Here is a 21,686-nt window from a genome sequence, read left to right as displayed (position 1 = left end):
AGGTCTCTACCACTCGATCTCGGTCATTGCGGTGTTGAGGCCGGAGCCGACGCCCATACACAGGATGCGGTCGCCGGGTCTGAGGTTCTCGGCCTCACGGGACAGGGTGATGGGCAGGGAGGCGGGGCCGACGTTGCCCAGTTCCGGGTAGCTCACGGGGATCCGGTCGGGGTCGAGGTTCGCGGCCTTCGTGATCGAATTCGTGTGCACATCGGAGACCTGGTGCATGACGTAGCGGTCCATCTCCCGCCAGTCCCAACCGGTCTCGTGGGCTTCCTCCCACGCGGCGACGACGAGTTCCATTCCGCCGGAGAGCAGCCCCTTCGTATCGGTGAACATTCCATTGTGGTCGCCGACGCACAGTTCGTGGTGCTGGGTGGCCGCGCGGGTGATGCCGCCGAGGATGCGGTGGCCTTCCGGATGTCGGTCCGCGGGGCCGAGGACGGCGGCAGCGGCCCCGGATCCCAGTGTCAGGGAGGCGAATTCGTTGAGGTATTCCTCGCGGGTGATGTCGGGACGGTTGAGGCGGCGCAGCGTGGCCTCTTGGACGCGGGAGGCGTCTTCGCCGGCGACGATGAGCGCGTATTCGATCTGCCCGGCGTCGATCATGTTCGCGGCCAGGGTCATGCCGTTGACGAAGCCGAGGCAGGCGTTGGCGATGTCGAAGTTCATCGCCTGCGGGCCGAGGCCGATTCCGGCGTGGACACCGACGGCCACGGACGGTTCCAAGTGTTCACGGGTGACGGAGGTGTTGACCATCAGTCCGATGGCGTCGGGAGGGACCCCCGCCTCGGCGAGGGCCTTCTTTCCGGCTGCGACCGCACCATCGGCGAACTGGTGGGGCTCATCCCAGTTGCGGCGGGCGTACACGCCGGCGACGCGTTGGAGCAGACCCTGCGGCAGGTTGAGGGATGACAGCGTATCGGCGAGGCGCTCGTCGAATTCCTGCGAGGTCACTTCGTTCGGGGCCAGGGTCTCGGTCAGGCCGAGCAGGGCCACGTTCGAGTGCCGAAATGTTGCGTTGCCGTTCGCCAATTGAGGTACTCATCCCTTTTCGGGTCGTTCGTCGGTGTCGATATTGGCCGCAGGGGCGCGCGCGTGACGCGTCACGACGGGGGAATTCCGGACCTATCTTACCGCCCGGTTTCTGAGATGTCCCTCAGCGCGTGAACCAGGTGAAGCCGTCGTAGAGCAATCCTGTGGCGGCGAGCACGGCGATGGCCGCAAGAACGAGCGAGGTCACAGTGTGTGAGACCTTGTTCGTCTGGAAGCGCACGGCACGCGAATACGACATGGGGCGATCGGTGACGTTATGGCCGAACTGGGCGAAGATCCGCCAGTCCATGACGTCGATGAGCGACTTCGCGGCGAGGGTGAACACGATGATGCAGCCGATGCCCATGAACAGCAGGAACACGAAGCCGAAGAAGCCGAAGTCCTTGAAGAATGTCACAACCCGGTCGCCGATGGCCACGGCGAAGGCCGAGAAGCCGTCGCTGAAGGGCAGGGCATCGAACGAGTCCGTGATCGTGGACAGGCTGATGTTGTCGCGAACCGTCTGCACGGAGCCGATGTACATGAAGATCGAGGCGGCGAGGGCGACGAGCAGGTTGATGATCGAGATCGTCGCATTGTCCGGCCAGAAGTCCAGGTGCTTGATCGTATAGGTCGCCGAGAGAGCGACGCAGATGATGGCGCCCGTCAGCGCCCCGATGGTGGCCGGCAGCAGGAGATTGTTGAAGAAGACGAAGGCGACGACGGCGATGAGTGCCGCCCCGAGGATGTAGGTGAACACTGCGACGGTGTCGCCGTTGGCCGCGGTGGCAGCCCGCCGGTTCGCTTCGATCATCTGCCCGGAATGCTGGATGTTGGCGGCGAGTTCGTTCTTCTTCGCCCGCGGCGTCTCACCGTCCACGTCGTCATAGCCCTGGGCGCTGCTGGGAAGCACACGGGTCTCATCCTCGCTGCTCCACGGGCGCCCGGACTGGGTGTAGCCCGACTGGCCGTAGCCGGACTGGGTGTAGGGGTTCTGGCCGTAGCCGCCCTGAGCCTGCGGGTAGCCGCCCTGAGCGCCCGGCCCGACTGCGGGGTTCCGGGGCTGCCATCGCCCGATCTTCGCTCCGATGAAGTAGATGACGAAGACGACGAGAGCCGCGAGGACTCCGATGGAGATGCCGGCGCCGAGCTCGTTCATAAGGGTGACTTCCTGGGGATGGACAACGGTGGTCTTCCTTTCAGTCTATGGACTCATGTCGCTCAGAGCACGTTCTATGGCGCTTGGGCGCGCGGTTCGGAGCTGATTTGCTGGTCGATCCACCGTGTTCAGCGGGCCCAGAACCACGTGGATCGACCAGCAAATCGCCCGCAGCTGCCTGTTCGACGGTCCCGCGAGTCGAAAAGCGCGCATATCCGGGCTCGTCGAGGTCCGCGGGGGCAGAACACTGTACGTCCGAGGTCTCGTGGGCTGCCCAGGTACGTCCGAGGTCCGCGGGGGCGGAACCCGGTACGTTCGAGGTCTCGCGGTCTGCCCCGGTACTGTTCGATCCCGGCACCTGCGGTTCCTGGGTATGGTGGGGACAGGATCCGCCCACCGACGTCCGAAGGAGACACGCGATGAGCAACCCACAGGCTTTCACCTCCGAGGCACTGCCTCTTGATGAGCAGGTTGTGCTCGTCACCGGATCCGGGCGCGGCCTGGGTGCTGCGATCGCGAAGGCGTTCGCCCCGGAAGGCTCGGCGCTGGTCATCAACTACCGATACTCGGCCGAAGCCGCAGAAGAGCTCGCCGAGGCGGTCCGCGCTCGCGGTGGGCGTGCGGTGGCCATCGGGGCCGATGTCACCGACTCCCGCGCCGTCGACGCCATGTTCGAGGAGGCGGCCGCCGAGTTCGGGGCGCCCGTGTCGGCTGTGGTCAACAATGCACTCGTGGACTTCTCGTTCAACGGCGATGAGCGCCAACCGGCCGATGAGATCGACTATGCGGATTTCGCCGGTCAGTTCCGCGGCTCGGTCGAGGGCGCGCTCAACACGATCCAGGCCGCCATGCACGGTTTCCGTGAGCTCGGTTCCGGACGCGTCATCAACATCGGCACCAACCTGTTCCAGGACCCGGTCGTCCCCTATCACGATTACACCGCGGCCAAGGCGGCTCTGCTGTCGCTGACCAGGACCTTTGCGAAGGATCTCGGGCCAGCGGGGGTGCGGGTGAACATGGTCTCCGGCGGACTGCTGCGCACCACGGATGCCTCGTCGGCGACTCCGGAAGAGGTCTTCGACCAGATCGCCGCCTCCAGTGCGCTGCGACGGGTGACCACTCCGGAGGACTTCGCCTCGGCGGTGGTGTTCTTCGCCTCCCCGGCCTCCCGGGCGGTCACGGGCCAGAACCTCATCGTCGACAACGGCCGCGTCATGAGCTGAGAAAGCTCGCCAACCTCGTCATAGGGTGCATGCGACCGCCAACCGCGTCATGAACTGGCTTGTGACCGCCGACAGGCGCTGGGATTCCCAGGCGCTTGAATCGACGACCGCTCGACTCAGTGTCGACCGCTCAGAAGCGGTCGAGGAAGGCCAAGGCCCTTTCGTAGAGCAGTTCCGCGCTGTCCTCGCGGTAGTCCGGGGTCGTCGGGTCGCTGAACAGGTGGGAATCGCCGGGGTAGAGGAAGTATTCGGCCTGCGTGCCTGCCTTTGCCGCGGATTCCATCAGGGTCTCGATCGTGCCGGGGGTGCGCCAGGAGTCATCGACGGCGAAATGAGCCTGCACCGGCACCCCTGCCTGCCAGCGGGTCGGCTTCGGGAAGCCGCCGCCGTGGAAGAGCAGGACTCCTCGGGCCCTCGGATCGTTCTTGCCCATCTGCTGTGCCAGCGCCGCCCCCAGCGAGAATCCGCCGAAGACGAGGTCGTCGCCGAGGTCTTCGCATGCGTCCTTCACCCGATCCACGAGGGTCGAGAACCCGACCTCCTGGGCGTGGGCGACTCCCGGCTCTGCGGCGTCGAACGTCTTGCCCGCGTAGACGTCGGGTGTATGGACGGCATGGCCGGCCAGGGCGAAGCGTTCGGCGACGGCGTCCATTCCGGACGTCCGCCCCAGGGCTGAGTGGAGAAGAATGAGAGTGCTCATGAGAATTCCTTTCGAAGGGACATCGGGGTCGGCGCCGCAGCGGCCGGCCGGTGGGTCAGCGGCTGTGGCCGTGGGGGATGGTGAAGGTGTCGGCTCGGGCGGTGGCCCAGTCGTCGGCCCACTCCGTGGGAGCGTCGTCGAGGAGCTCGCCGGGCTTCAGCCAATCGTAGAGGCGAGCATACGACCAGGACTCGGAAGCCGAGATGTTGCGTCGCAGCATCGTCGGTTCGAGTTCGTCCGGCGCGGCGGCGCCCATCGACGCCATGAGGCGCACCGCCTCGGCGACGACTCCGTCGTGGTAGTTGCGCACACGATCGGCCTTGGTGGGCACGTCGATGGCGCGCGCTCGCCGCGGATCCTGAGTGGCGACGCCGACGGGGCATTTTCCGGTGTGACAGGCCTGGGCCTGGATGCAGCCGACGGCCATCATCATCGCCCGGGCGGAGTTCGTGAAGTCCGCACCCTGGATGAGGCGTTTGACGATGTCGGTGCCCGTGGCGACCTTGCCCGAGGCTCCGACCTTGATCTTCTTGCGCAGTCCCGCCCCGACGAGCGCATTGTGCACGATCGTCAGCCCCTGGGTCAGCGGCAGCCCCACATTGTCCTCGAACTCCAGCGGGGCCGCACCCGTGCCGCCTTCGGAGCCGTCGACGATGATGAAGTCCGGCAGGATGTTCGTCTCGACCATGGCCTTGACCATCGCGAGGAATTCCGTGCGCGAACCCACGCACAGTTTGAAGCCGGCGGGCTTGCCGCCGGAGAGCTCTCGCATTCTCCGGATGAACTCGAGCAGCTCGATCGGAGTCGAGAACACGGTGTGCCCGGGAGGGCTGATGCAGGTCTGACCGACGGGGATTCCGCGGATCTGTGAGATCTCCTCGGTGACCTTCGGCCCCGGCAGCACACCGCCGATGCCCGGCTTCGCGCCCTGGGAGAGTTTGAGCGAGGTCATCTTCACCTGCGGATCCTGCGCCTTCTCCGCGAAGACCTCCGGATCGAAGTGGCCGTCCGGGGTGCGGGCACCGAAGTAACCGGTGCCGAGCTCCCAGATGAGGTCACCGCCGTGTTCACGGTGATACGGCGAAATGGACCCTTCGCCGGTGTCGTGGGCGAATCCGCCCATCGCCGCGCCCTTGTTCAGGGCCCGGACGGCGTTGTTGCTGAGAGATCCGAAGCTCATCGCCGAGACGTTGAGCAGCGAGATGTCGTACGGCTGCGTGCATTCGTCGCCGCCGATGCGCACTCGCGGCGGCCTGGGCGGATTGGGGATCGGCATGTTCGAGTGCATGAGCGCCTCGTAGCCGGTGCGGTCGACATCGCGTTCGGTGCCGAATGCGTGCTCGGAGTGGGTGCCCTTGGCACGTTCGTAGATGGTGGTGCGGGTGTCGCGGCTGAAGGGGCGCCCGTCCCAGTTGCGTTCGATGAAGTACTGCTGGATCTCCGGCCGGATCGACTCCAGCAGGAACCGGGCGTGTCCGGCGATCGGATAGTTGCGCAGGATCGAATGCTTCTTCTGAGTGAGATCCCACGCGGCGAGTGCGCCGAGCCCGAGCGCCGATACGGCCGCCGCCACCCCAGCGATTCTGTTGCCCGCCGAGTCACCGCTGACCATCCGGACAATGGGGAATTGCCGTTTCATTGTGCCTCCTTGAACTGTCCCTGCTTCGAGCGTAGACCTGGACGGCACAGATTTCAGGAAAGGCAGCCCTGAGGAGGCGGCGAACCGTTGGGAAGCAGACTCAGAACAGGGTGGTGAGCAGCGCCCCGACCAGTTCGTCGACCTGCAGCGAGTAGGCGACGATGAGGGTGAATCCGGTGGCGATCCACGCGATCTCCTTGTCCTGAGCGAAGCCGCGCAGCGGACCCCGCCCACAACGCAGACCGCCCGCCAGAACGATGCCGAGATCGATGATCCACCAGATCCCCAACCCGCCGAGGCTGACCAGCTTGAGTGCGCCCGTGCGGTACCGGCCGGTATAGAACCGGTCGAGACCGAGGAAGCCCAGCAGCAGGGACAGCAGCCACGTGATGACGAAGGAGCGGTTACCGGATGCGTCCCTGTCACGATCGTCGAGCGGGGCGAGGGACTCGAGGAACGAGGCGGAGACAGCGGGGGAGGGAGCAGCAGGACTGTGTTCCACAGGGGACTCAAGCGACGCGGCAGGACGGTTCGCGGGAGCTTCGCTGGGTACGGGGATCTCGCTGGTCGCCGTCATCGCTGTGGTCTTCCATTCACTGCTCGTCGAACTTATGGTCTCAGCCTATGAAGCGGCGGGCCGCCTCGGCGATGGGGTTATCCTCCGCATCCGCGCAGCAGATCGACCGTGCGACCGTGCGGTCGGCCTCAGCGCCGCATCCGCGGTGTCCGGTCTCACACGGTCCGGAGCGTGGAATCGTTTGGGCCGAAGCTCGTCGCAGGCATAGCGTTGGGAGCATGAGCACAGGTGAGCCGAGTCCGACGAGCACTCGGCGCACCGTCGCAGCGGTCTTCCTCGCTGGAGTCTCGGTCTTCCTCGTCCTCTACGAGACCCAGGGCCTGCTGCCGGCGATCCGGGACGCCTACGGAATCGACGGCCCGACCGCGAGCCTGACCGTATCCGCGACGAACGTGGCCATGGCCTGCTTCCTCATCCCGTTCTCCATGCTCGCCCCGCGCATCGGCCACGCCCGGCAGATCGGTGCGGGAGTGATCGTCGCGGCGATCCTCGCGCTCGTCCTTCCCTTCACTCCGACCCCGGAGCTGCTCATCGCCGTCCGGTTCCTCCAGGGGTTGGCGATCGCCTCGGTGCCGGCCACGGCCATGGCCTACCTGTCCCTGCGGCTGCCGCCCGCCGCCCTGCCCGGAGCGATCGGCGTCTACATCGCCGGCAATACGATCGGCGGACTGTGTTCGAGGCTGCTCACCGGTCTGGCCTCCGAATTCCTCGGCTGGCACGGCGGGCTCGCGTTCACCGCGGTCGTGTCACTGGTCTTCGGCCTCATCGTCGTCTGGCTGCTGCGACACGATCTCTTCCCCACCTCCCGCAGCCGCGCCGTCCTCGACACGGATCCCGGCGTCCCCGAGCCGACGGACACGGATCCCACCATCGCCGAGGCGGCCGACCGTGACGCTGTCACCGCGGGCGACGACGTCGCTGACGCTTCCGCGGACGGCGATGACGGTGACACTCACCCTGCCGGCGACGATGGGGCTGGGAGTGCACAGCCGCCTCGGCGCGCGATTCCACTGGGCGGCGGACTGTGGCGGATCTACCTCACCGGATTCCTGTGCATGATCGTCTTCGGCGGATCATTCACGATGCTCGGCACCCGCCTGCAGCAGGACCCGTGGCACCTGAGCGAGGGCGCGGTCGCCCTGTTCTTCCTCATCTATCTCGTCGGCACCGTCGTCACCACGTATTACGGACGCCTGGCCACGAAGTATCCGCGGACCCGGATCACCCTGGCCGGAATGGTCATCGCGCTCGCCGGTGCGGGACTGACGCTCGTCGATTCGCTCGGGGTGATCATCCTCGGCATGTCGCTGCTCACCGCCGGATTCTTCCTCGGACACACGGGAGCCTCCGCGGCTGCCAGCGCCGCCCGTCCGGGAGTGGATTCGACCCGATCGGCGGCTATCTACCTCACGGTGTATTACCTCGGCACGAGCCTCGGCGCCTGGCTCTCGGCGGTACTCTTCGCCGACTTCGCCTGGCCCGGCGTCGTCGGCATGTGCGCGGCGTCCCTGATCGCGGTCTTGGTCTTGACGCTGACTGGAGCTCCGATAGGGTTCAGGAAACGCAACTGATCGGTCGTTCAGGGATTCCGGGCTGCCTTGCCTCGCCCGGGGCTCCGGCCGGTCGGTGCCACGCTGACGCCGGTCGCCACCCCGCCGGCACCGCCACCGAAAGGTCCGCCCATGTCCCAGACCCAGACCCAGACCACGCACTCCACCGTCGTCTACTCGATCACCGACGGCGTCGCCCACGTCGAGATCGACCGTGCCGACACACTCAATTCACTCACCCGAGAGGTCTTCGAAGACCTCGTCGAGGCGGGGCTGGCGCTCAAGGACGCGACCGAGGTCAAGGCCGTGGTCCTGTCCGGCCGCGGTCGTGCCTTCAGCGCGGGTCTCGACTTCACCGAACTCGCGCGGATCGCCGAGGCGGGGGCCGCGACCCGCTCGTCGGCTGAGGAAGCGGCTGCTGAGACTGCCGCCGTGGACGCCCCTGCTGCCGGTGAGTCGGGTGCGGCGGATTCCGTGGCCACCGTCGTCGATGTCGGAGAGCGACTCGGTTCGGCCAGGGCCCTGGCGCAGAAGGCCGTGCACGTGTGGTCACTGGTCGAGGTGCCGGTCATCGCAGCTCTGCGTGGGGCAGCGCTCGGCGGCGGACTGCAGATCGCCCTGGGAGCGGACATGCGCGTGGCGGGCCCCGATGCGAAGCTCTCGCTCATGGAACTCAACTGGGGAATCATCCCCGATATGTGCGGCACTCAGCTGCTGCCGCGACTCGTCGGACCGGCACAGGCGAAGAAGCTCATCGTCACCGCCGATACGATCGGTGCCGAAGAAGCGCTGCGCATCGGCCTCGTCGACGAGGTCGTCGAGGATTCCCTCGCTCGTGCTCTCGACCTGGCCGGGCAGATCGCCGGACAGTCTCGGTCGGCGCTGGTGTGGGCCAAACGCCTCGTCGACCTCTCGTACGACTCCGAGCTGAGCACCGGACTCGACGCCGAACAGGAAGCGCTCGCCGAGCTGCTGGGCACCGACGAACAGAAACAGGTCGTCGCTGCCCGCCTGGCTGCGATGAAGACCCGCGCGAAGGGCTGAGGTCGGTCTCGCGCGCATCGTGCTGCGCAGGCAGTGACCGGCGGTCCGAACTCAGGAACCGCGTTGGGAAGGGAACTCCGGTCGGACTGGATCGATGATCCGCTCGGAGGCGATCGCCTCGGCGACGGTGGAGAACTCGGTGAGCTCACGCAGCAGGACGAATGTCGGGCGCATGAGCTTCAGCCGTCCGGCTCCCTCATCAGTGAGGATTCCGGTCACTGAGCGCCACTCGCTCGTGTGGGCTTCCGTCGTCTGATGGTGAGCGGAGTCGAGCTCCGGGGCCGCGATCGTATAGAAATACGTGTCGAAGCGTTTGGGTCGACCCACGGGAGTCACCCAATTCGCCCAGGGCAGGAGACCGGCGGGATCGAGGACCGCGCCGGTCTCCTCCTCGACCTCGCGCACCGCGGTGGCGAGCAGGACGCGCCAGCCCTCGGCATCCTCGGCGATGGTCGATCGGGACCATGCGGAGGTGTGCACCTGCGGTTCGGGGACGGTGATGGTGGCAGCGGTCGTGGAATCGACGGGGTCGACGCGACCGCCGGGGAAGACGACGACACCGGCGGCGAAATCCATGGTCGACACGCGGTGCTGGACGAAGACCTCGAGTCCCTCGTCCCCGTCGCGGAGCATGAGCACGCTGACGGCGGGCCTGATCGGCACTGACTCGGGGTCGGCGATATCGGGACCGCGGCTCGCGCTGTCGGCCGTGTCCGCACGGTCGGAGCCCTCGGGGTTGATATCTCGAATCACGATCAGCACCTTCGCTCTCAGCAATTGATGTCATCTTCCAGTATGCCCGGACTCGAGCCGGCGACCGACAGCGGGGTGGGCCGCGTGCACGCGGGGTGAGCAGGATACGATGGGGACAATCTGACATCCTCCATCTGAGGCCGACAACCCGACCGATGACGAACAGGACGGGGCTGAACGGGCAAGTTATGAGCAGTTTCGGGATCTATCCGTTCTTCACGATCGACCAGGCCTGGCCGAACTGGCTGATCATCATCCTGCTGTTGATCGACTTGATCATCCGCATCATCGCGCTCGGATGGATTCCGCACAATCGCAGACCCTCGGTCGCGCTCGGCTGGCTGCTCGCGATCTTCCTCATCCCCTATGTGGGCATTGCGGCGTTCCTCCTTCTGGGATCGGCGAAGCTGCCGAAGCGGCGGCGGGACAAGCAGGCGAAGATGAACGACCTCTTCCGCGATCAGATCCGCCACCAGGCGATTCTCGGGCGGAAGGACCATATGCCCGAACCGCTGAGCACCGCCGCGCAGCTCAACTTCGACCTCGGGGCCCTGCCGATGGTCCACGGCAACTCCTTCGACCTCCACGTCGACAACCATGAGTGCATGAACGCGATGGCCGAGGCCGTCGACCGGGCCCAGAGGTACGTCCACTTCGAGTTCTACATCGTCGCCATCGATGACACGACGAGGCGGCTGCTCGAATCGCTGTTGGCCGCGCATCGGCGCGGGGTGAGCGTGCGGATCCTCATCGACCATGTGGGATCGCTGGGCTACCCGGGCTATTCGGACCTGGTGAAGCGGCTCGACTCATCGGGCATCAGCTGGCGCCGAGCCCTGCCGATCCGACCCTGGAAGGGCGAATATCAGCGGCCTGACCTGCGCAATCACCGCAAGATCATCGTCGTCGACGGCGAAGTCGCATTCACCGGTTCGCAGAACATCATCGACCGCACCTACAACAAGGCCCGCAACCGCCGGAAGGGCTTCCAATGGAAGGACCTGTCGGTGGAATGCCGCGGTCCGGTCGTCGAAGAGCTCGATGCTGTGTTCACCACCGATTGGTATTCGGAGACCGACGAGATCCTCGAGGAGCCCGACAGCTTCGAGCTCGAAGTCCCGGAATTCGGCGGCATCCAGGCTCAGGTCGTGCCGTCCGGCCCGGGCTTCGAAGACGAGAACAATCTGCGCCTGTTCAACCACCTCATCTACAACGCGAATCGCCGCGTCGTCGTCTGCTCACCGTACTTCGTGCCCGATGAGTCACTGCTGCACGCGCTGACCACAGAGGCCAGATCGGGTGTCGATGTGCGCCTCTACGTCGGTGAGACGAGCGACCACTGGCTGACCCACAAAGCTCAGCAGTCCTACTATGACGAACTGGTGCGGGCCGGGGTTCGGATCTTCATGTATCACGCCCCGACGGTGCTGCACTCGAAGTTCCTCATGATCGACGACGACGTCTCGATCATCGGCTCGTCGAATATGGACGAACGGTCCTTCGCGATGAACCTCGAGGTCACTCTCTTCATCGTCGACAAGGAATTCACGCAGCGCATGTACGACCTCGAAGCCGAACGCTACGCACCGAATTCCGTCGAACTCAATGTCGAGGAGTGGCAGGCGCGGCCGCTGCTGAAGAAGTACCTGGAGAACGTGGCCCGACTGACGAGCTCACTGCTGTAGACGCGGCAGACGGTCAGTCATCGTCGGCGACTCCCGCCGGTCCTTCGTCATCGAGGTGACGTTCGGGGTCGGCGATCGAGTCCTGTGCCTTCGGCGACGGCGCTTGCTCGTCCGCACCGTCCGCTGTCGTCGCCGCGGCCGAATCCTCGTCACCGTCGAATTCGGAGACGGGATCGTTCGTGGCAGCGGCGGCATTGACCCTGTCGGCCGCGGTCTGCACAGCATCGGCGACAGCAGGTGACTTCTCGCGGATCGACTGGTTGGCCTTCTCGACGGTGTCCTGGACGCGCGGGTCGGTCCACAGATCCTGAGCCTGAGCCTTCAGCCGTTCGTAGCTCTGGCGCCCGGTGCGTGATCCCAGAATGAATCCGACTCCGAGACCGGCCAGGAGAATCAATCTCTTCTTCATGGTCATGCTCCTCTTCGCAACTAGACGTCACCGTATTCGGCTCTGCTGTGCGGCACAGGTCCGGGCAACGATGTGGCAGCTGCACGGGAATTGTGCCCTCGGCCCCAGCTTATACCGTGTCGGGCCCGTGCGGGTATGGATTCGCGCAGTCCTCAGCGGGCATCGTCGATGCTCGGCTGCTGCTGCGTGATGCAGTGGATTCCGCCTCCGCGAGCATAGAGTTCGCGCGCATCGACGCCGACGACCTTCCGGCCCGGGTAGACGCGCTCGAGCACGGCGACCGCCTCGGCGTCCATCGGATCGTCGAAGGTGCATGCGATGACCCCGCCGTTGGTGACGAGATGATTGACATACGAGTAGTCGACCCAGCCCTCCTCGTCGCGCAGCACCTCGGGGGCGGGAATCGGCACGACCTCGAACGGGATGCCGTCGGCCGTGGTCTCAGCCGCGAACTGCTCCTTGAGTGCGCGACTGAATTCGAAGTCCGGGTGTTCGGGATTTCGCTGATCGTGGACGAGGACGACCCCGGGGCTGGGCATGGTGGCGACGATGTCGACATGTCCCCGAGTGCCGAAGGTCTGGTTGTCCCGGTGCAGTCCGCGGTCGAGCCAGATGACCTTCTTCGCCCCGATCGTGCGCGCGAACTCGGCCTCGACATCGGCTTCGGTCAGTTCCGGGTTGCGTCCGGGATCGAGCTGGACGCTGCGGGTCGCGAGCACCGTGCCCTTCCCGTCGACGTGGAATCCGCCGCCTTCGTTGCGCAGATCCGAGGACACCACGGGTGTTCCGGCGAGGTCCGCGACGAATTCCCCGATGTGCTCATCGTGATCCCAACTCGCCCACTCCTGGGCGCCCCAGCCGTTGAACACCCAGTCGACTGCGTGCAGCGCCCCCGCCTCGTCGACGACGAAGCTCGGCCCGATATCGCGCATCCACGCATCGTCGAGTTCGGCATTGACGAGCGTGATCGAATGCGCGATCCCCTCGCCGAGGTGGCGCTTGGCATGCTCGGTCTGTGCACTGGTCACGACGACCGTGACGGGGGTGAATTCACTGGTGGCGCGGGCAACAGCGGCCCAGGTGGCACGTGCGGCCTCCGCTTCGGGCTCCGTGTCGCCGAGGGCGTAGCCGGAGGATGGGAACGCCATCCAGACTCGATCCTGGGCGGCGGTCTCCGCCGGCATGTGCAACGTCATTGTTCGTCCCTTCGCTTGGCCTGTCACTGACCCCGAGTGTAGCCAGAATGTCGCCGAGGCGGTCGACGGATTTCGCAGGTCCGTCACGGCATCTGCGCACCGGCTGGCCAGGGGAGTCCACGTAGTCATCGGTGCCCGTGCCCGACGTCATCCGGGGCCGTGCCTGCCAGGGGAGTCCACGTAGTCATCTGGGACAGTCGGCGGTCACGAGAGTCCGTATAGTCTGGCAGGGAGTCATAGATCTGGCACCGGGCCGGACACGGGGCACTGGAGCTGGACACCGGACCGCCGGTCATGGAGTCAGTGTTCGATCGTGTGCGAAGGAGGCAGGAAGTGGAAGACCAGGATCTGCAGGAGATGTTCGGCAGGCGGGGGACGGGGCCTCTGGCCGGCACCATCGTGGCCGACTTCTCCCGAGTTCTCGCCGGACCCTACGCGACGATGATGCTTGCGGACCTCGGGGCCACGGTCATCAAGGTCGAGGGGAAGACCGGGGACGACACACGGCACTGGGCACCGCCTCGGCGAGGGGATGATGCGACGTATTTCCTCACGGCGAATCGGAACAAGCATTCGGTCGTCCTCGATTTCAAGGACGAAGACGACCTCGCCTTGGCCCAGCAGCTGGCCGCGCGGGCAGACGTGCTCGTGGAGAACTTCAAGGCCGGGGGACTGGCGAAGTACGGCCTTGACTTTGACACCGTCAGCTCCGGCAACCCGGGTATCGTCTACGCCTCGGTGACCGGTTTCGGGCGGGACAATCCGCAGCCGGGCTACGATCTGCTCATCCAGGGCCTGTCCGGGTTCATGTCCGTCACCGGCTCCGAGGAATCGGGTCCGGTCAAGGCCGGTGTCGCCGTCGTCGACGTGATCACGGGGCTGCACACGGCGGTCGGCATCCTCGGCGCGCTCGCCCACCGCAAGGACACCGGAATCGGCCAGCTCGTCGAGACGAACCTGCTGTCCTCGGCCCTGTCGGGGCTGGCGAACCAGACCTCGGCGTATGTGGCCGGTGGTGTGGTTCCGCAGGCTATGGGCAATAAGCATCCGAGCCTCTACCCGTACCAGCCGATGCCCACCGCTGAGGGGCAGATCATCATCGCGTGCGGCAATGACAAGCAGTTCGCCCGCCTCGCCGAGGTGCTCGGCCATCCCGAATGGGCTGCCGATGATCGCTTCGCGAACTTCGCCGACCGCAATGTCCACCGCGATGAGCTCGAGCCCGAACTCATCGCCGCGCTGAGTGAGAAGACGAACCAGGAATGGTTCGACATCCTTACCGAGGCTGGCTTGCCCTGTGCGCCGATCAACTCGATCGCCGAAGGCGTGGACCTGGCTTCGTCGCTGGGACTCGAACCCGTCGCCGAGGCGGGCGCAGGAGACCGCGTCATCCCCACCGTGGCCAACCCGATCCGGCTGTCCGAGACCCCGACCAGCTACGAATTGGCTCCGCCGACGCTCGGCGAGTCCACCGACGCGGTCAAAGCCTGGCTGCGAGCAGCCGAGTAGACCTGGCTGCGGGCAGCCGAGCAGGCCCGGCTGCGGGAGGCTGTGCGGACCTGGCTGAGGGAGGCTGAGCGGACCCGGCTGAGGGAGGCTGTGCGGACCTCGGCCGTACGTCGCGAAGCGGCAAGTCATCGCAGGCCCTGTGTCCGCGAATGATTCTGCTGACACCCGGGCAGGCGGTCCCACAGCTGAAGTACGCTAGTCACTGTGCGCTGTCACCGTGGGGATCTCCAGAGCGACCTGCCAGGCGTGGAACCCGCGGTGACGGCAGTCGTATTCCCAAGAGAATTCCGGAACCGAGATGGACAATGAGCCGACCGAGGTCACACCTCGGCGACGTTCGGCGGTGAAACGGACCCTGATGGTCATCGCTATGGCGATCACGGGTTTCCATATCTTCGCCAGCTTCCTGTGGATCGCCCCTGCTTCGACGATGCGGGAGGTGATTCCCGGTGACCTCCTCTCCAAGTACATGATCCCGATGTGGGGGCAGTCGTGGAGCGTGTTCGCCCCGGAGCCGATCAATGGCGACTACTACTTCGACGTGCGTGCGGTGATCACGACCGACAGCGGCGAGGAGATCACCCAATGGGTGCGAGCCACCGACGTCGAACTCGATCATTCCACCTACAAGCTGTTCCCACCGCGGTCGGCTGGACTGGGCATCGGTGTGGCCTCGGACATCAAGGGCTCCTGGGATGATCTGCCCGATGATCAGAAGGCCATCGTCAAGCTCGACTACTTCAAGGGCGACGATTCCGTCGACCGTTTGGAGACGAAGCTGGAGGAGTACGAGGACCCGGAGAACGCGATTCCTGAGTACCTGGAGAGTGAACACCTGGCCACGGCGTATGCGACGCAGGTGGCGAAGGCCATCTGGGGTGACGACGTCCAGCGCGTCCAATACCAAGCCGCCCGTCAGAATGTCGTGCCGTTCGCCGAACGCAACGACAAAGACGCGAAGCGTCCGAAGATCCAGCCCGTCCCCGTGGGGTGGCGCGCACTCGTCGTGGAGGATCATCAGTCCCAGGAGGAGTTCACGAAGTACTTCTGCGCCTCCGATGAAGTGAGGTGCATCGGTGAACAGTGACGATACGAACCGCAGGGACGGTGACGATCGCGACGCAGAGGTCACGGACCAGGGGTCCGGCACGGTCGCCTCGGCGACGGACTCTGCCGAACTCGAGAACGACAGGGCCGCCTCGGCGAAGGACTCTGCTCCTGAAATCGGGCTCGTCCCGGTGACGACCCTGGTGCGGACGAAGCTCGCGAGCGGGTGGAACTGGCTCGAAGAGATGCTCACCGGCCGGTATCACGCGACGTACGGGCTCGCGGTGACGCGGATCCTCATCGGATTCACCGGGCTCGGCCTCATCCTCACGAACTTCAGCGCTCGGCACTACGCGTTCGGGGTGGGCTCGGCCTGGAACGGGGAGATCGCCGAACCCAAGAGCGACTTCCCGACCATCTGGCTCTTCTCCCTCTTCCACCAGGCGGTGACGACCCCGCCGCTGTTCACTGCGATGATCATCGGACTCGCCCTGCTGGCCATCGTCATCATCCTCGGTTGGCGCACCCGGATCGTCCTGCCGGTCTACCTCGTGCTGTGGGTGAGCTTCATCGAGCTCAACGACGGTGCCGGCGATCAGGGTGACAATGCCTACCGGATGTTCATGATCGCGATGCTCTTCGCCGATACGACCCGCAGGTGGTCCCTCGACGCCCGACGACGGGCGCGGAATCCGGAGTTCCCGGACAACGACGGCGGTCAGTGGCGCTGGGCCCTCATCATGGCCAACAACTTAGCGATCGTGGTGCTCGCATTCCAGGTGTGCGCGATCTACATGTCCGGTGGGCTGTACAAGGCCGGCGGCTCGGCCTGGCAGCACGGTTTCGCCGTCTACAACCCGCTGCACACTCAGCAGTTCGGCACGTGGCCGGTCCTGTCCGATCTGATGACGGCGTGGGGGCCGATGGTCGTGGCGATCTCGTGGGGATCGATCCTCTTCCAGTGTGCCTTCCCATTCATGCTGTTCAACCGCTACACCCGTATCATCGCGCTGCTGGGCATCCTTTCCTTCCACTTGGGCATTGCGCTGCTCATGGGACTGCCGTGGTTCTCGCTGACGATGATCGCCGTCGATGCGATCTTCATCCGCGACCGCTCGTTCGCGAAGCTCAGCGCCTACCTGCGGCACTGGTGGGCGTCGTCGGCACCGCGGTCAGCCGCCGGGGCTGCTGAGAAGTCCGGTTCGACCGCTCGCGGTGCCGGGACGAAGGCCGGTTCGACTGGGTCCGCCCGGGCGAAGTCCGGCTCCGCTGGTCGCAGCGGTTCCAAGGGCAGTGGTTCCAAGGGCAGTGCCGCGAAGGCCGGAGCGAAGACCTCATCCGAGCAGCGCAGACAGTAGTCAGCCACAGCTGTCGGCGCTGCATCACATTCCGTGCACACCCCATCACATTCCGTACACACCGCATCACAGCTGGTGCAGACCAGCGTCACAAAAGGTGTGGTGCATCAGAACCGAATCTGATGCACCACACCTTTTGTGTTATTCAGCCGCCGGCGGCACGCTGCAGACGGAGCTGCGCAGGCACGCTGCCGGCCGCCGGCGAAACCGAAACAGCCCAGTCTGAGGTGAGTAGCCCATATTTGAACATGGGCTGCTCACCTCAGACTGGGCTGAACCCGGGTCGGGCAGTGAGCGGGCGACTTAGTACCCGCGCTGCGCAGCGACCCGGGCGACTCAGAACCCGAGCCGCGCCGCGGCCGGGCGCTCAGAACCCGCGCTGCGCGGCGAGCCGGGCGCCTCACCGCTTGGGGCGCAGCTCCAGGCCGGTCGACTCGGGGTCCTCGGGCAGGTCGACGACCACGGTGTCCCCGTCGACGATGTCGCCGGCCAGCAGGGCGCGGGCCAGCTTGTCGCCGATCTCGCGCTGGACCAGCCTGCGCAGCGGCCTGGCGCCGAACGCCGGATCGTATCCTTCGAGGGCCAACCAGTCTTCGGCTCCCTGAGTGACCTCGAGTGAGACACGACGATCCGAAAGCCTGCGTGACATCTGTTCGATCTGCAGATCGACGATCGACGCGAGCTCGGTCTGACTCAGCGCGTCGAAGAGCACGATGTCATCGAGGCGGTTGAGGAACTCGGGCTTGAACGTCGAATGCACGACATCGAGCACCTTGGACCTCTGCTCCTCGGTCGAGAGGTTCTTGTCGACGAGGAACTGCGAGCCGAGGTTCGAGGTCAGGATCAGGATGGTGTTCCTGAAATCGACCGTGCGTCCCTGGCCGTCGGTGAGCCGACCATCGTCGAGGACCTGCAGCAGGATGTCGAACACGGACGAGTGCGCCTTCTCCACTTCGTCGAGCAGGACGACGGAGTACGGGCGCCGGCGGACCGCCTCGGTGAGTTGGCCGCCTTCGTCGTATCCGACGTATCCCGGAGGGGCACCGACGAGGCGGGACACAGTGTGCTTCTCACCGTACTCGCTCATGTCGATCCTGATCAGGGCCTTCTCGTCGTCGAAGAGGAAGTCCGCCAGCGACTTCGCGAGCTCCGTCTTGCCGACGCCCGTGGGCCCGAGGAACAGGAAGGAACCGGTCGGACGATCCGGGTCGGCGACACCGGCACGCGACCGGCGGATGGCATCGGAGACCGCGGCGACGGCGTTCTTCTGCCCGATGAGACGCTGACCGAGGATGTTCTCCGCCCCGAGCAGCTTCTCAACCTCGCCCTGGACGAGGCGTCCGGCGGGGATGCCCGTCCACGAGGAGACCACCTCGGCGATGTCATTGCTCGAGACCTTGTCCGAGACCATCTGATCCGAATTCTGTCCCATTTCGGCCTGGGCTTCGGCGGCTTCGGCCTCGGCGATCTCCTGCTGCACGGCGGGGATCTCCCCGTAGAGCAGACGCGACGCGGTCTCGAGGTCGGTATCGCGCTGAGCCTTCTCCGCGGCCGAACGCAGTTCGTCGAGCTTCGTCTTCAGCTCGCCCACCCGGTTGAGGCCGGCACGCTGGGACTCCCACGTGGCCTCGAGGCCGCGCAGCTCCTCCTCCTTGTCGGCGAGATCGGCGCGCAGAGCGCTCAGACGTTCGATCGACGCGGAGTCGGTCTCCTTCGCCAGGGCCATGTCCTCCATCTTCAGGCGGTCCACGGCACGACGGAGCTCATCGATCTCGACCGGAGCCGAATCGATCTCCATCCGCAGGCGGGAAGCCGCCTCGTCGACGAGGTCGATGGCTTTGTCCGGCAGCTGTCGGCCGGTGATGTACCGGTTCGACATCGTCGCCGCCGCGACCAGGGCGCCGTCATTGATGGTGACCTTGTGGTGGGCCTCGTAGCGCTCCCTGAGCCCGCGCAGGATCGCGATCGTGTCCTCGACGCTGGGCTCACCGACGAACACCTGCTGGAACCGCCGCTCCAGGGCAGGATCCTTCTCGATGTTCTCGCGGTACTCGTCCAGGGTCGTGGCACCGATCATGCGCAGCTCACCGCGGGCGAGCATGGGCTTGAGCATATTGCCCGCGTCCATCGAGGAGTCCCCGCCGGAACCGGCACCGACGATCGTGTGGAGCTCGTCGATGAAGGTGATGATCCGCCCGTCGGCGTTCTTGATCTCCTCGAGCACGGCCTTGAACCGCTCCTCGAATTCGCCGCGGTACTTCGCACCGGCGACCATGGCGGAGAGGTCGAGGCTGATGAGGGTCTTGTCGCGCAGCGATTCGGGCACGTCCCCGGCTACGATCCGCTGGGCCAGGCCCTCGACGACGGAGGTCTTGCCGACGCCGGGGTCACCGATGAGGACGGGATTGTTCTTCGTCCTGCGGGAGAGCACCTGCACGACGCGGCGCACTTCCTTATCGCGGCCGATCACCGGGTCGAGCTTGCCTTCACGGGCGACGGCGGTGAGGTCGATTCCGTACTTCTCCAGCGACTGCATCGTCTCCTCGGGGTTCTCCGAGGTGACCTTCTTTCCGGCACGCAGCTCGGGCAGGGCCGCGAGCAGCGCGTCCCGGTTCGCCCCGTTCGAGCGCAGTGCCTCACCGGTGCCGTCCTTGCCGGCCGCGGCAGCCAGCAGCAGGTGCTCGGTCGAGACGAACTGGTCGCCGAGCGCCGTCATCTCCTCCTGTGCGAGGTTCATCATCTCGAGCCCGGCCCGGGACAGTCCCGGCTGGCTGACGGTGGAACCGCTGACGGTGGGGAACCCGCTGATCACGGATCCGATGGACCGCAGCACGGTCTGCGGGTCGGCACCGACCTTCGTCAGCAGGGTCGCAGCCAGCGAATCGGGCTGGCCGAGCAGGGCGACGACGAGGTGGGCCGGTTCGATCTGGTTGTTCTTCCGGGCGACGACGTCATTGACCGCAGTCTGCAGTGCCTCCCGGGATTTCGTTGTCATCTGTGCGTCCATGCGCATCTCCTTCATGAAGATCTGTGCTGATTTCAGCTCTCGAAAGGATCAACACCAACAAAGTTGAGTCTATTCCACTCAACCTTGGGTTTCGAGGAAGAATATCGCCGAGGCGGCCCGCCCGGACCCGTGTCCGGGACCGCCCAGCCCCGTTGCCCTGCCGACCCGGGACTGTGGTGCCGGACCCGTGTTCCGCGCTTACCGTGCGATGACCGATTGGAGGTCGAAGCGGTGGAGCACCCGATCGGCGATCTCGGGGTCGGTGCCGCGCTCACGCCGCGCCTTGAGCACCTCGGCGCGAGCGGACTGCATGGCCTTCTTCTGCACCTGCATCATCTGCTCCCGGTGTTCCTTGAACGCCGTCACCTGCTCCGAGCTCGCCTGCTCGTCGGTGGTTCCGCTGAGCTGGTCGTGAAGGACTTTGAATCTCGCGCGCAGCGGTTCGATGACCTCGTCGGGGAGGCTGTCATCGTTCTTGATCTCGCGCATCGCCGCCTTGTAGGCGCGCAGAGCGATGTCCCTCGTCGCCTGGTGCTCCTTCTCCGCTTCGTCGTCGATGCCGAGGACGCCGACGACGGTCGGGAAGCTCAGACCGGCCAGCACAAGAGTGACCAGCAGGACGACTGCGGCCGCGACGACGATATAGGACCGGCCGGGGAACGGGGCACCGGAACCCGTGGTGGCCGGGATCGACAGGGCCAGGGCGACCGTGGCCAGGCCGCGCATCCCGCCCCAGGTCATCAGGGTCGCATCGCGGACGCTCAGGGGCGCGGCGTCGGGATCCTCCCCACGTCTCCTGCGTTCGATGACGGTGCCCAGCAGCAGCCAGACGAAACGGACGGCGACGACGACAACGGCGATGAGCCCGCCGACGAGCAGCGCCCGCCCGAGGTCGGCGTGTTCGGATTCGACGATGAGGCGCAGATCGAGTCCGATGAGTCCGAAGGCGATTCCGGTGATGAGCATCTCGAGGACCTGCCACGTCGAATTCTGCGTCACCCGCTCCGCCGAGTTGCCTTCGACATCGCGGCGACGCACCTCGAGGGCCGCGACGACGACGGCGATGACTCCGCTGGCGTGGAAGTGCTCGGCCACGAGGTAGACGCCGAACGGCAGCACGAGCATGAGCGAGGACCGGGCGATCGTATGGTCGATCTTCTCCATCACCCACCAGGCGGCGAAGGACAGAACCAGGCCGACGATGATCGCCACGACTGCGGAGACGATGAAGGACACGGCCAGATCTGCGTAGTGCACCTCGGTGCCGGCGAGGACCGCGGCCATCGCGGTCTGGAAGATGACCAAGGAGGCGGCATCGTTGAACAGTCCCTCGCTCTGGAGGGTCGACATGATGCGGCGCGGGATCGACACGGTGCTGGCCACGGCCTCGACGGCGACGGGGTCGGGTGGGGCGAGCATGGCGCCGAGCGCGATGGCCGCGGCGATCGTGATTCCGGGGATGAGGAAGACCGCGGACCCGGCGACGGCGGCCACGGTGACCCCGACCAGGGCCACGGACATGCCGAGGATCGTGCGCCACCGAATCGCGAACAGCGCCCACGACGTCTTCTGTGCGGCGGCGAAGAGCAGGGGCGGCAGGAAGAGGGGGAGGACGAGCTCGGGGTCGATGGCCACCTCGGCGAAGGTGGGGATGAACGCGCCGGCGACGCCGATGAGGACCATGAGTGCCGGCCACGGAAGCCTGAGCTTCTGTCCCAGTCCGACCACCACCGAGGTGGCGGCACCGAATCCGATGATCATCAGCAGCGTGGTCATGCCAGTCCCTCCGAACCGC

The 21,686-nt window shown here is 65.8% G+C and carries 17 protein-coding genes; 7 read left to right on the top strand and 10 right to left on the bottom strand.

Going from position 1 to position 21,686, the window contains the following annotated elements; genetic code table 11:
* Positions 1–6: 6 nt before the first annotated feature.
* Both EB835_RS07685 and EB835_RS07680 read right to left on the bottom strand, forming a co-directional pair.
* Positions 7–1,035 carry a 3-oxoacyl-ACP synthase III gene (locus EB835_RS07685; protein WP_135808887.1) on the bottom strand — a complete coding sequence of 343 codons (1,029 nt, stop codon included), beginning with the start codon at positions 1,033–1,035 and terminating at the stop codon, positions 7–9.
* A 124-nt stretch (positions 1,036–1,159) separates the two neighbouring features.
* Positions 1,160–2,194, bottom strand: coding sequence for a hypothetical protein (locus EB835_RS07680; RefSeq protein WP_135808886.1), 1,035 nt, complete (start codon positions 2,192–2,194; stop codon positions 1,160–1,162).
* 419 nt (positions 2,195–2,613) lie between these two features.
* Between EB835_RS07680 and EB835_RS07675 the strand changes: the two genes are divergently transcribed.
* Positions 2,614–3,417, top strand: coding sequence for a 3-oxoacyl-ACP reductase (locus EB835_RS07675; RefSeq protein WP_135808885.1), 804 nt, complete (start codon positions 2,614–2,616; stop codon positions 3,415–3,417).
* Positions 3,418–3,547: 130 nt separating this feature from the next.
* Here the strand turns inward: EB835_RS07675 and EB835_RS07670 are convergent, their stop codons facing one another.
* From EB835_RS07670 to EB835_RS07660, 3 genes are all read right to left on the bottom strand, one after another.
* Positions 3,548–4,117 carry a dienelactone hydrolase family protein gene (locus EB835_RS07670; RefSeq protein ID WP_135808884.1) on the bottom strand — a complete coding sequence of 190 codons (570 nt, stop codon included), beginning with the start codon at positions 4,115–4,117 and terminating at the stop codon, positions 3,548–3,550.
* 55 nt (positions 4,118–4,172) lie between these two features.
* Positions 4,173–5,756 (bottom strand): FMN-binding glutamate synthase family protein, encoded by a 1,584-nt coding sequence (locus EB835_RS07665; protein ID WP_135808883.1) that lies wholly within the window; start codon positions 5,754–5,756, stop codon positions 4,173–4,175.
* Positions 5,757–5,856: 100 nt separating this feature from the next.
* Complete coding sequence (locus EB835_RS07660) at positions 5,857–6,333, bottom strand: TM2 domain-containing protein (RefSeq protein WP_135808882.1); 477 nt, start codon at positions 6,331–6,333, stop codon at positions 5,857–5,859.
* Between the two features lie 218 nt (positions 6,334–6,551).
* On the opposite strand from EB835_RS07660, the gene EB835_RS07655 reads away from it, so the two are divergent.
* Positions 6,552–7,904 carry an MFS transporter gene (locus EB835_RS07655; RefSeq protein WP_135808881.1) on the top strand — a complete coding sequence of 451 codons (1,353 nt, stop codon included), beginning with the start codon at positions 6,552–6,554 and terminating at the stop codon, positions 7,902–7,904.
* A gap of 111 nt (positions 7,905–8,015) precedes the next feature.
* Positions 8,016–8,927, top strand: a complete 912-nt coding sequence (locus tag EB835_RS07650; RefSeq protein ID WP_135808880.1) for an enoyl-CoA hydratase-related protein — start codon at positions 8,016–8,018, stop codon at positions 8,925–8,927.
* 51 nt (positions 8,928–8,978) lie between these two features.
* Here the strand turns inward: EB835_RS07650 and EB835_RS07645 are convergent, their stop codons facing one another.
* Positions 8,979–9,680, bottom strand: a complete 702-nt coding sequence (locus EB835_RS07645; protein ID WP_135808879.1) for an NUDIX hydrolase — start codon at positions 9,678–9,680, stop codon at positions 8,979–8,981.
* Between the two features lie 188 nt (positions 9,681–9,868).
* Here EB835_RS07645 and cls point away from each other — a divergent pair, with 188 nt between their 5' ends.
* A complete protein-coding gene (gene cls, locus EB835_RS07640) occupies positions 9,869–11,365 on the top strand; it encodes a cardiolipin synthase (protein ID WP_135808878.1) in 1,497 nt (498 codons plus the stop codon).
* Between the two features lie 13 nt (positions 11,366–11,378).
* Here cls and EB835_RS07635 read toward each other — a convergent pair whose 3' ends face one another.
* Entirely contained in the window at positions 11,379–11,774 is a 396-nt protein-coding gene (locus EB835_RS07635; protein WP_135808877.1) for a YtxH domain-containing protein, read from the bottom strand.
* Between the two features lie 152 nt (positions 11,775–11,926).
* On the bottom strand, positions 11,927–12,970 hold the full coding sequence (locus EB835_RS07630; protein ID WP_135808876.1) for an agmatine deiminase family protein: 1,044 nt from the start codon (positions 12,968–12,970) through the stop codon (positions 11,927–11,929).
* A gap of 333 nt (positions 12,971–13,303) precedes the next feature.
* Between EB835_RS07630 and EB835_RS07625 the strand changes: the two genes are divergently transcribed.
* The 3 genes from EB835_RS07625 (at position 13,304) to EB835_RS07615 (ending at position 16,884) form a co-directional block, all read left to right on the top strand.
* Complete coding sequence (locus tag EB835_RS07625; protein WP_135808875.1) at positions 13,304–14,479, top strand: CaiB/BaiF CoA transferase family protein; 1,176 nt, start codon at positions 13,304–13,306, stop codon at positions 14,477–14,479.
* Positions 14,480–14,777: 298 nt separating this feature from the next.
* On the top strand, positions 14,778–15,566 hold the full coding sequence (locus tag EB835_RS07620; RefSeq protein ID WP_135808874.1) for a DUF5819 family protein: 789 nt from the start codon (positions 14,778–14,780) through the stop codon (positions 15,564–15,566).
* Entirely contained in the window at positions 15,556–16,884 is a 1,329-nt protein-coding gene (locus EB835_RS07615) for an HTTM domain-containing protein (RefSeq protein ID WP_240688623.1), read from the top strand. The genes EB835_RS07620 and EB835_RS07615 overlap by 11 nt, the downstream gene beginning before the upstream one ends.
* 400 nt (positions 16,885–17,284) lie before the next feature.
* Here the strand turns inward: EB835_RS07615 and clpB are convergent, their stop codons facing one another.
* Both clpB and EB835_RS07605 read right to left on the bottom strand, forming a co-directional pair.
* Positions 17,285–19,891: an ATP-dependent chaperone ClpB gene (gene clpB / locus EB835_RS07610; RefSeq protein WP_135808873.1), complete on the bottom strand. Its 2,607-nt coding sequence runs from the start codon at positions 19,889–19,891 to the stop codon at positions 17,285–17,287.
* Positions 19,892–20,089: 198 nt separating this feature from the next.
* Positions 20,090–21,667 carry a Na+/H+ antiporter gene (locus tag EB835_RS07605; RefSeq protein ID WP_135808872.1) on the bottom strand — a complete coding sequence of 526 codons (1,578 nt, stop codon included), beginning with the start codon at positions 21,665–21,667 and terminating at the stop codon, positions 20,090–20,092.
* Between the last annotated feature and the right edge of the window lie 19 nt (positions 21,668–21,686).

The organism is Brevibacterium sp. S22 (assembly GCF_004745485.1).
GTDB lineage: Bacteria > Actinomycetota > Actinomycetes > Actinomycetales > Brevibacteriaceae > Brevibacterium.
The sequence above is the reverse complement of the archived record's forward strand: the minus strand, read 5'-3'. Positions and strand labels throughout refer to the sequence as shown.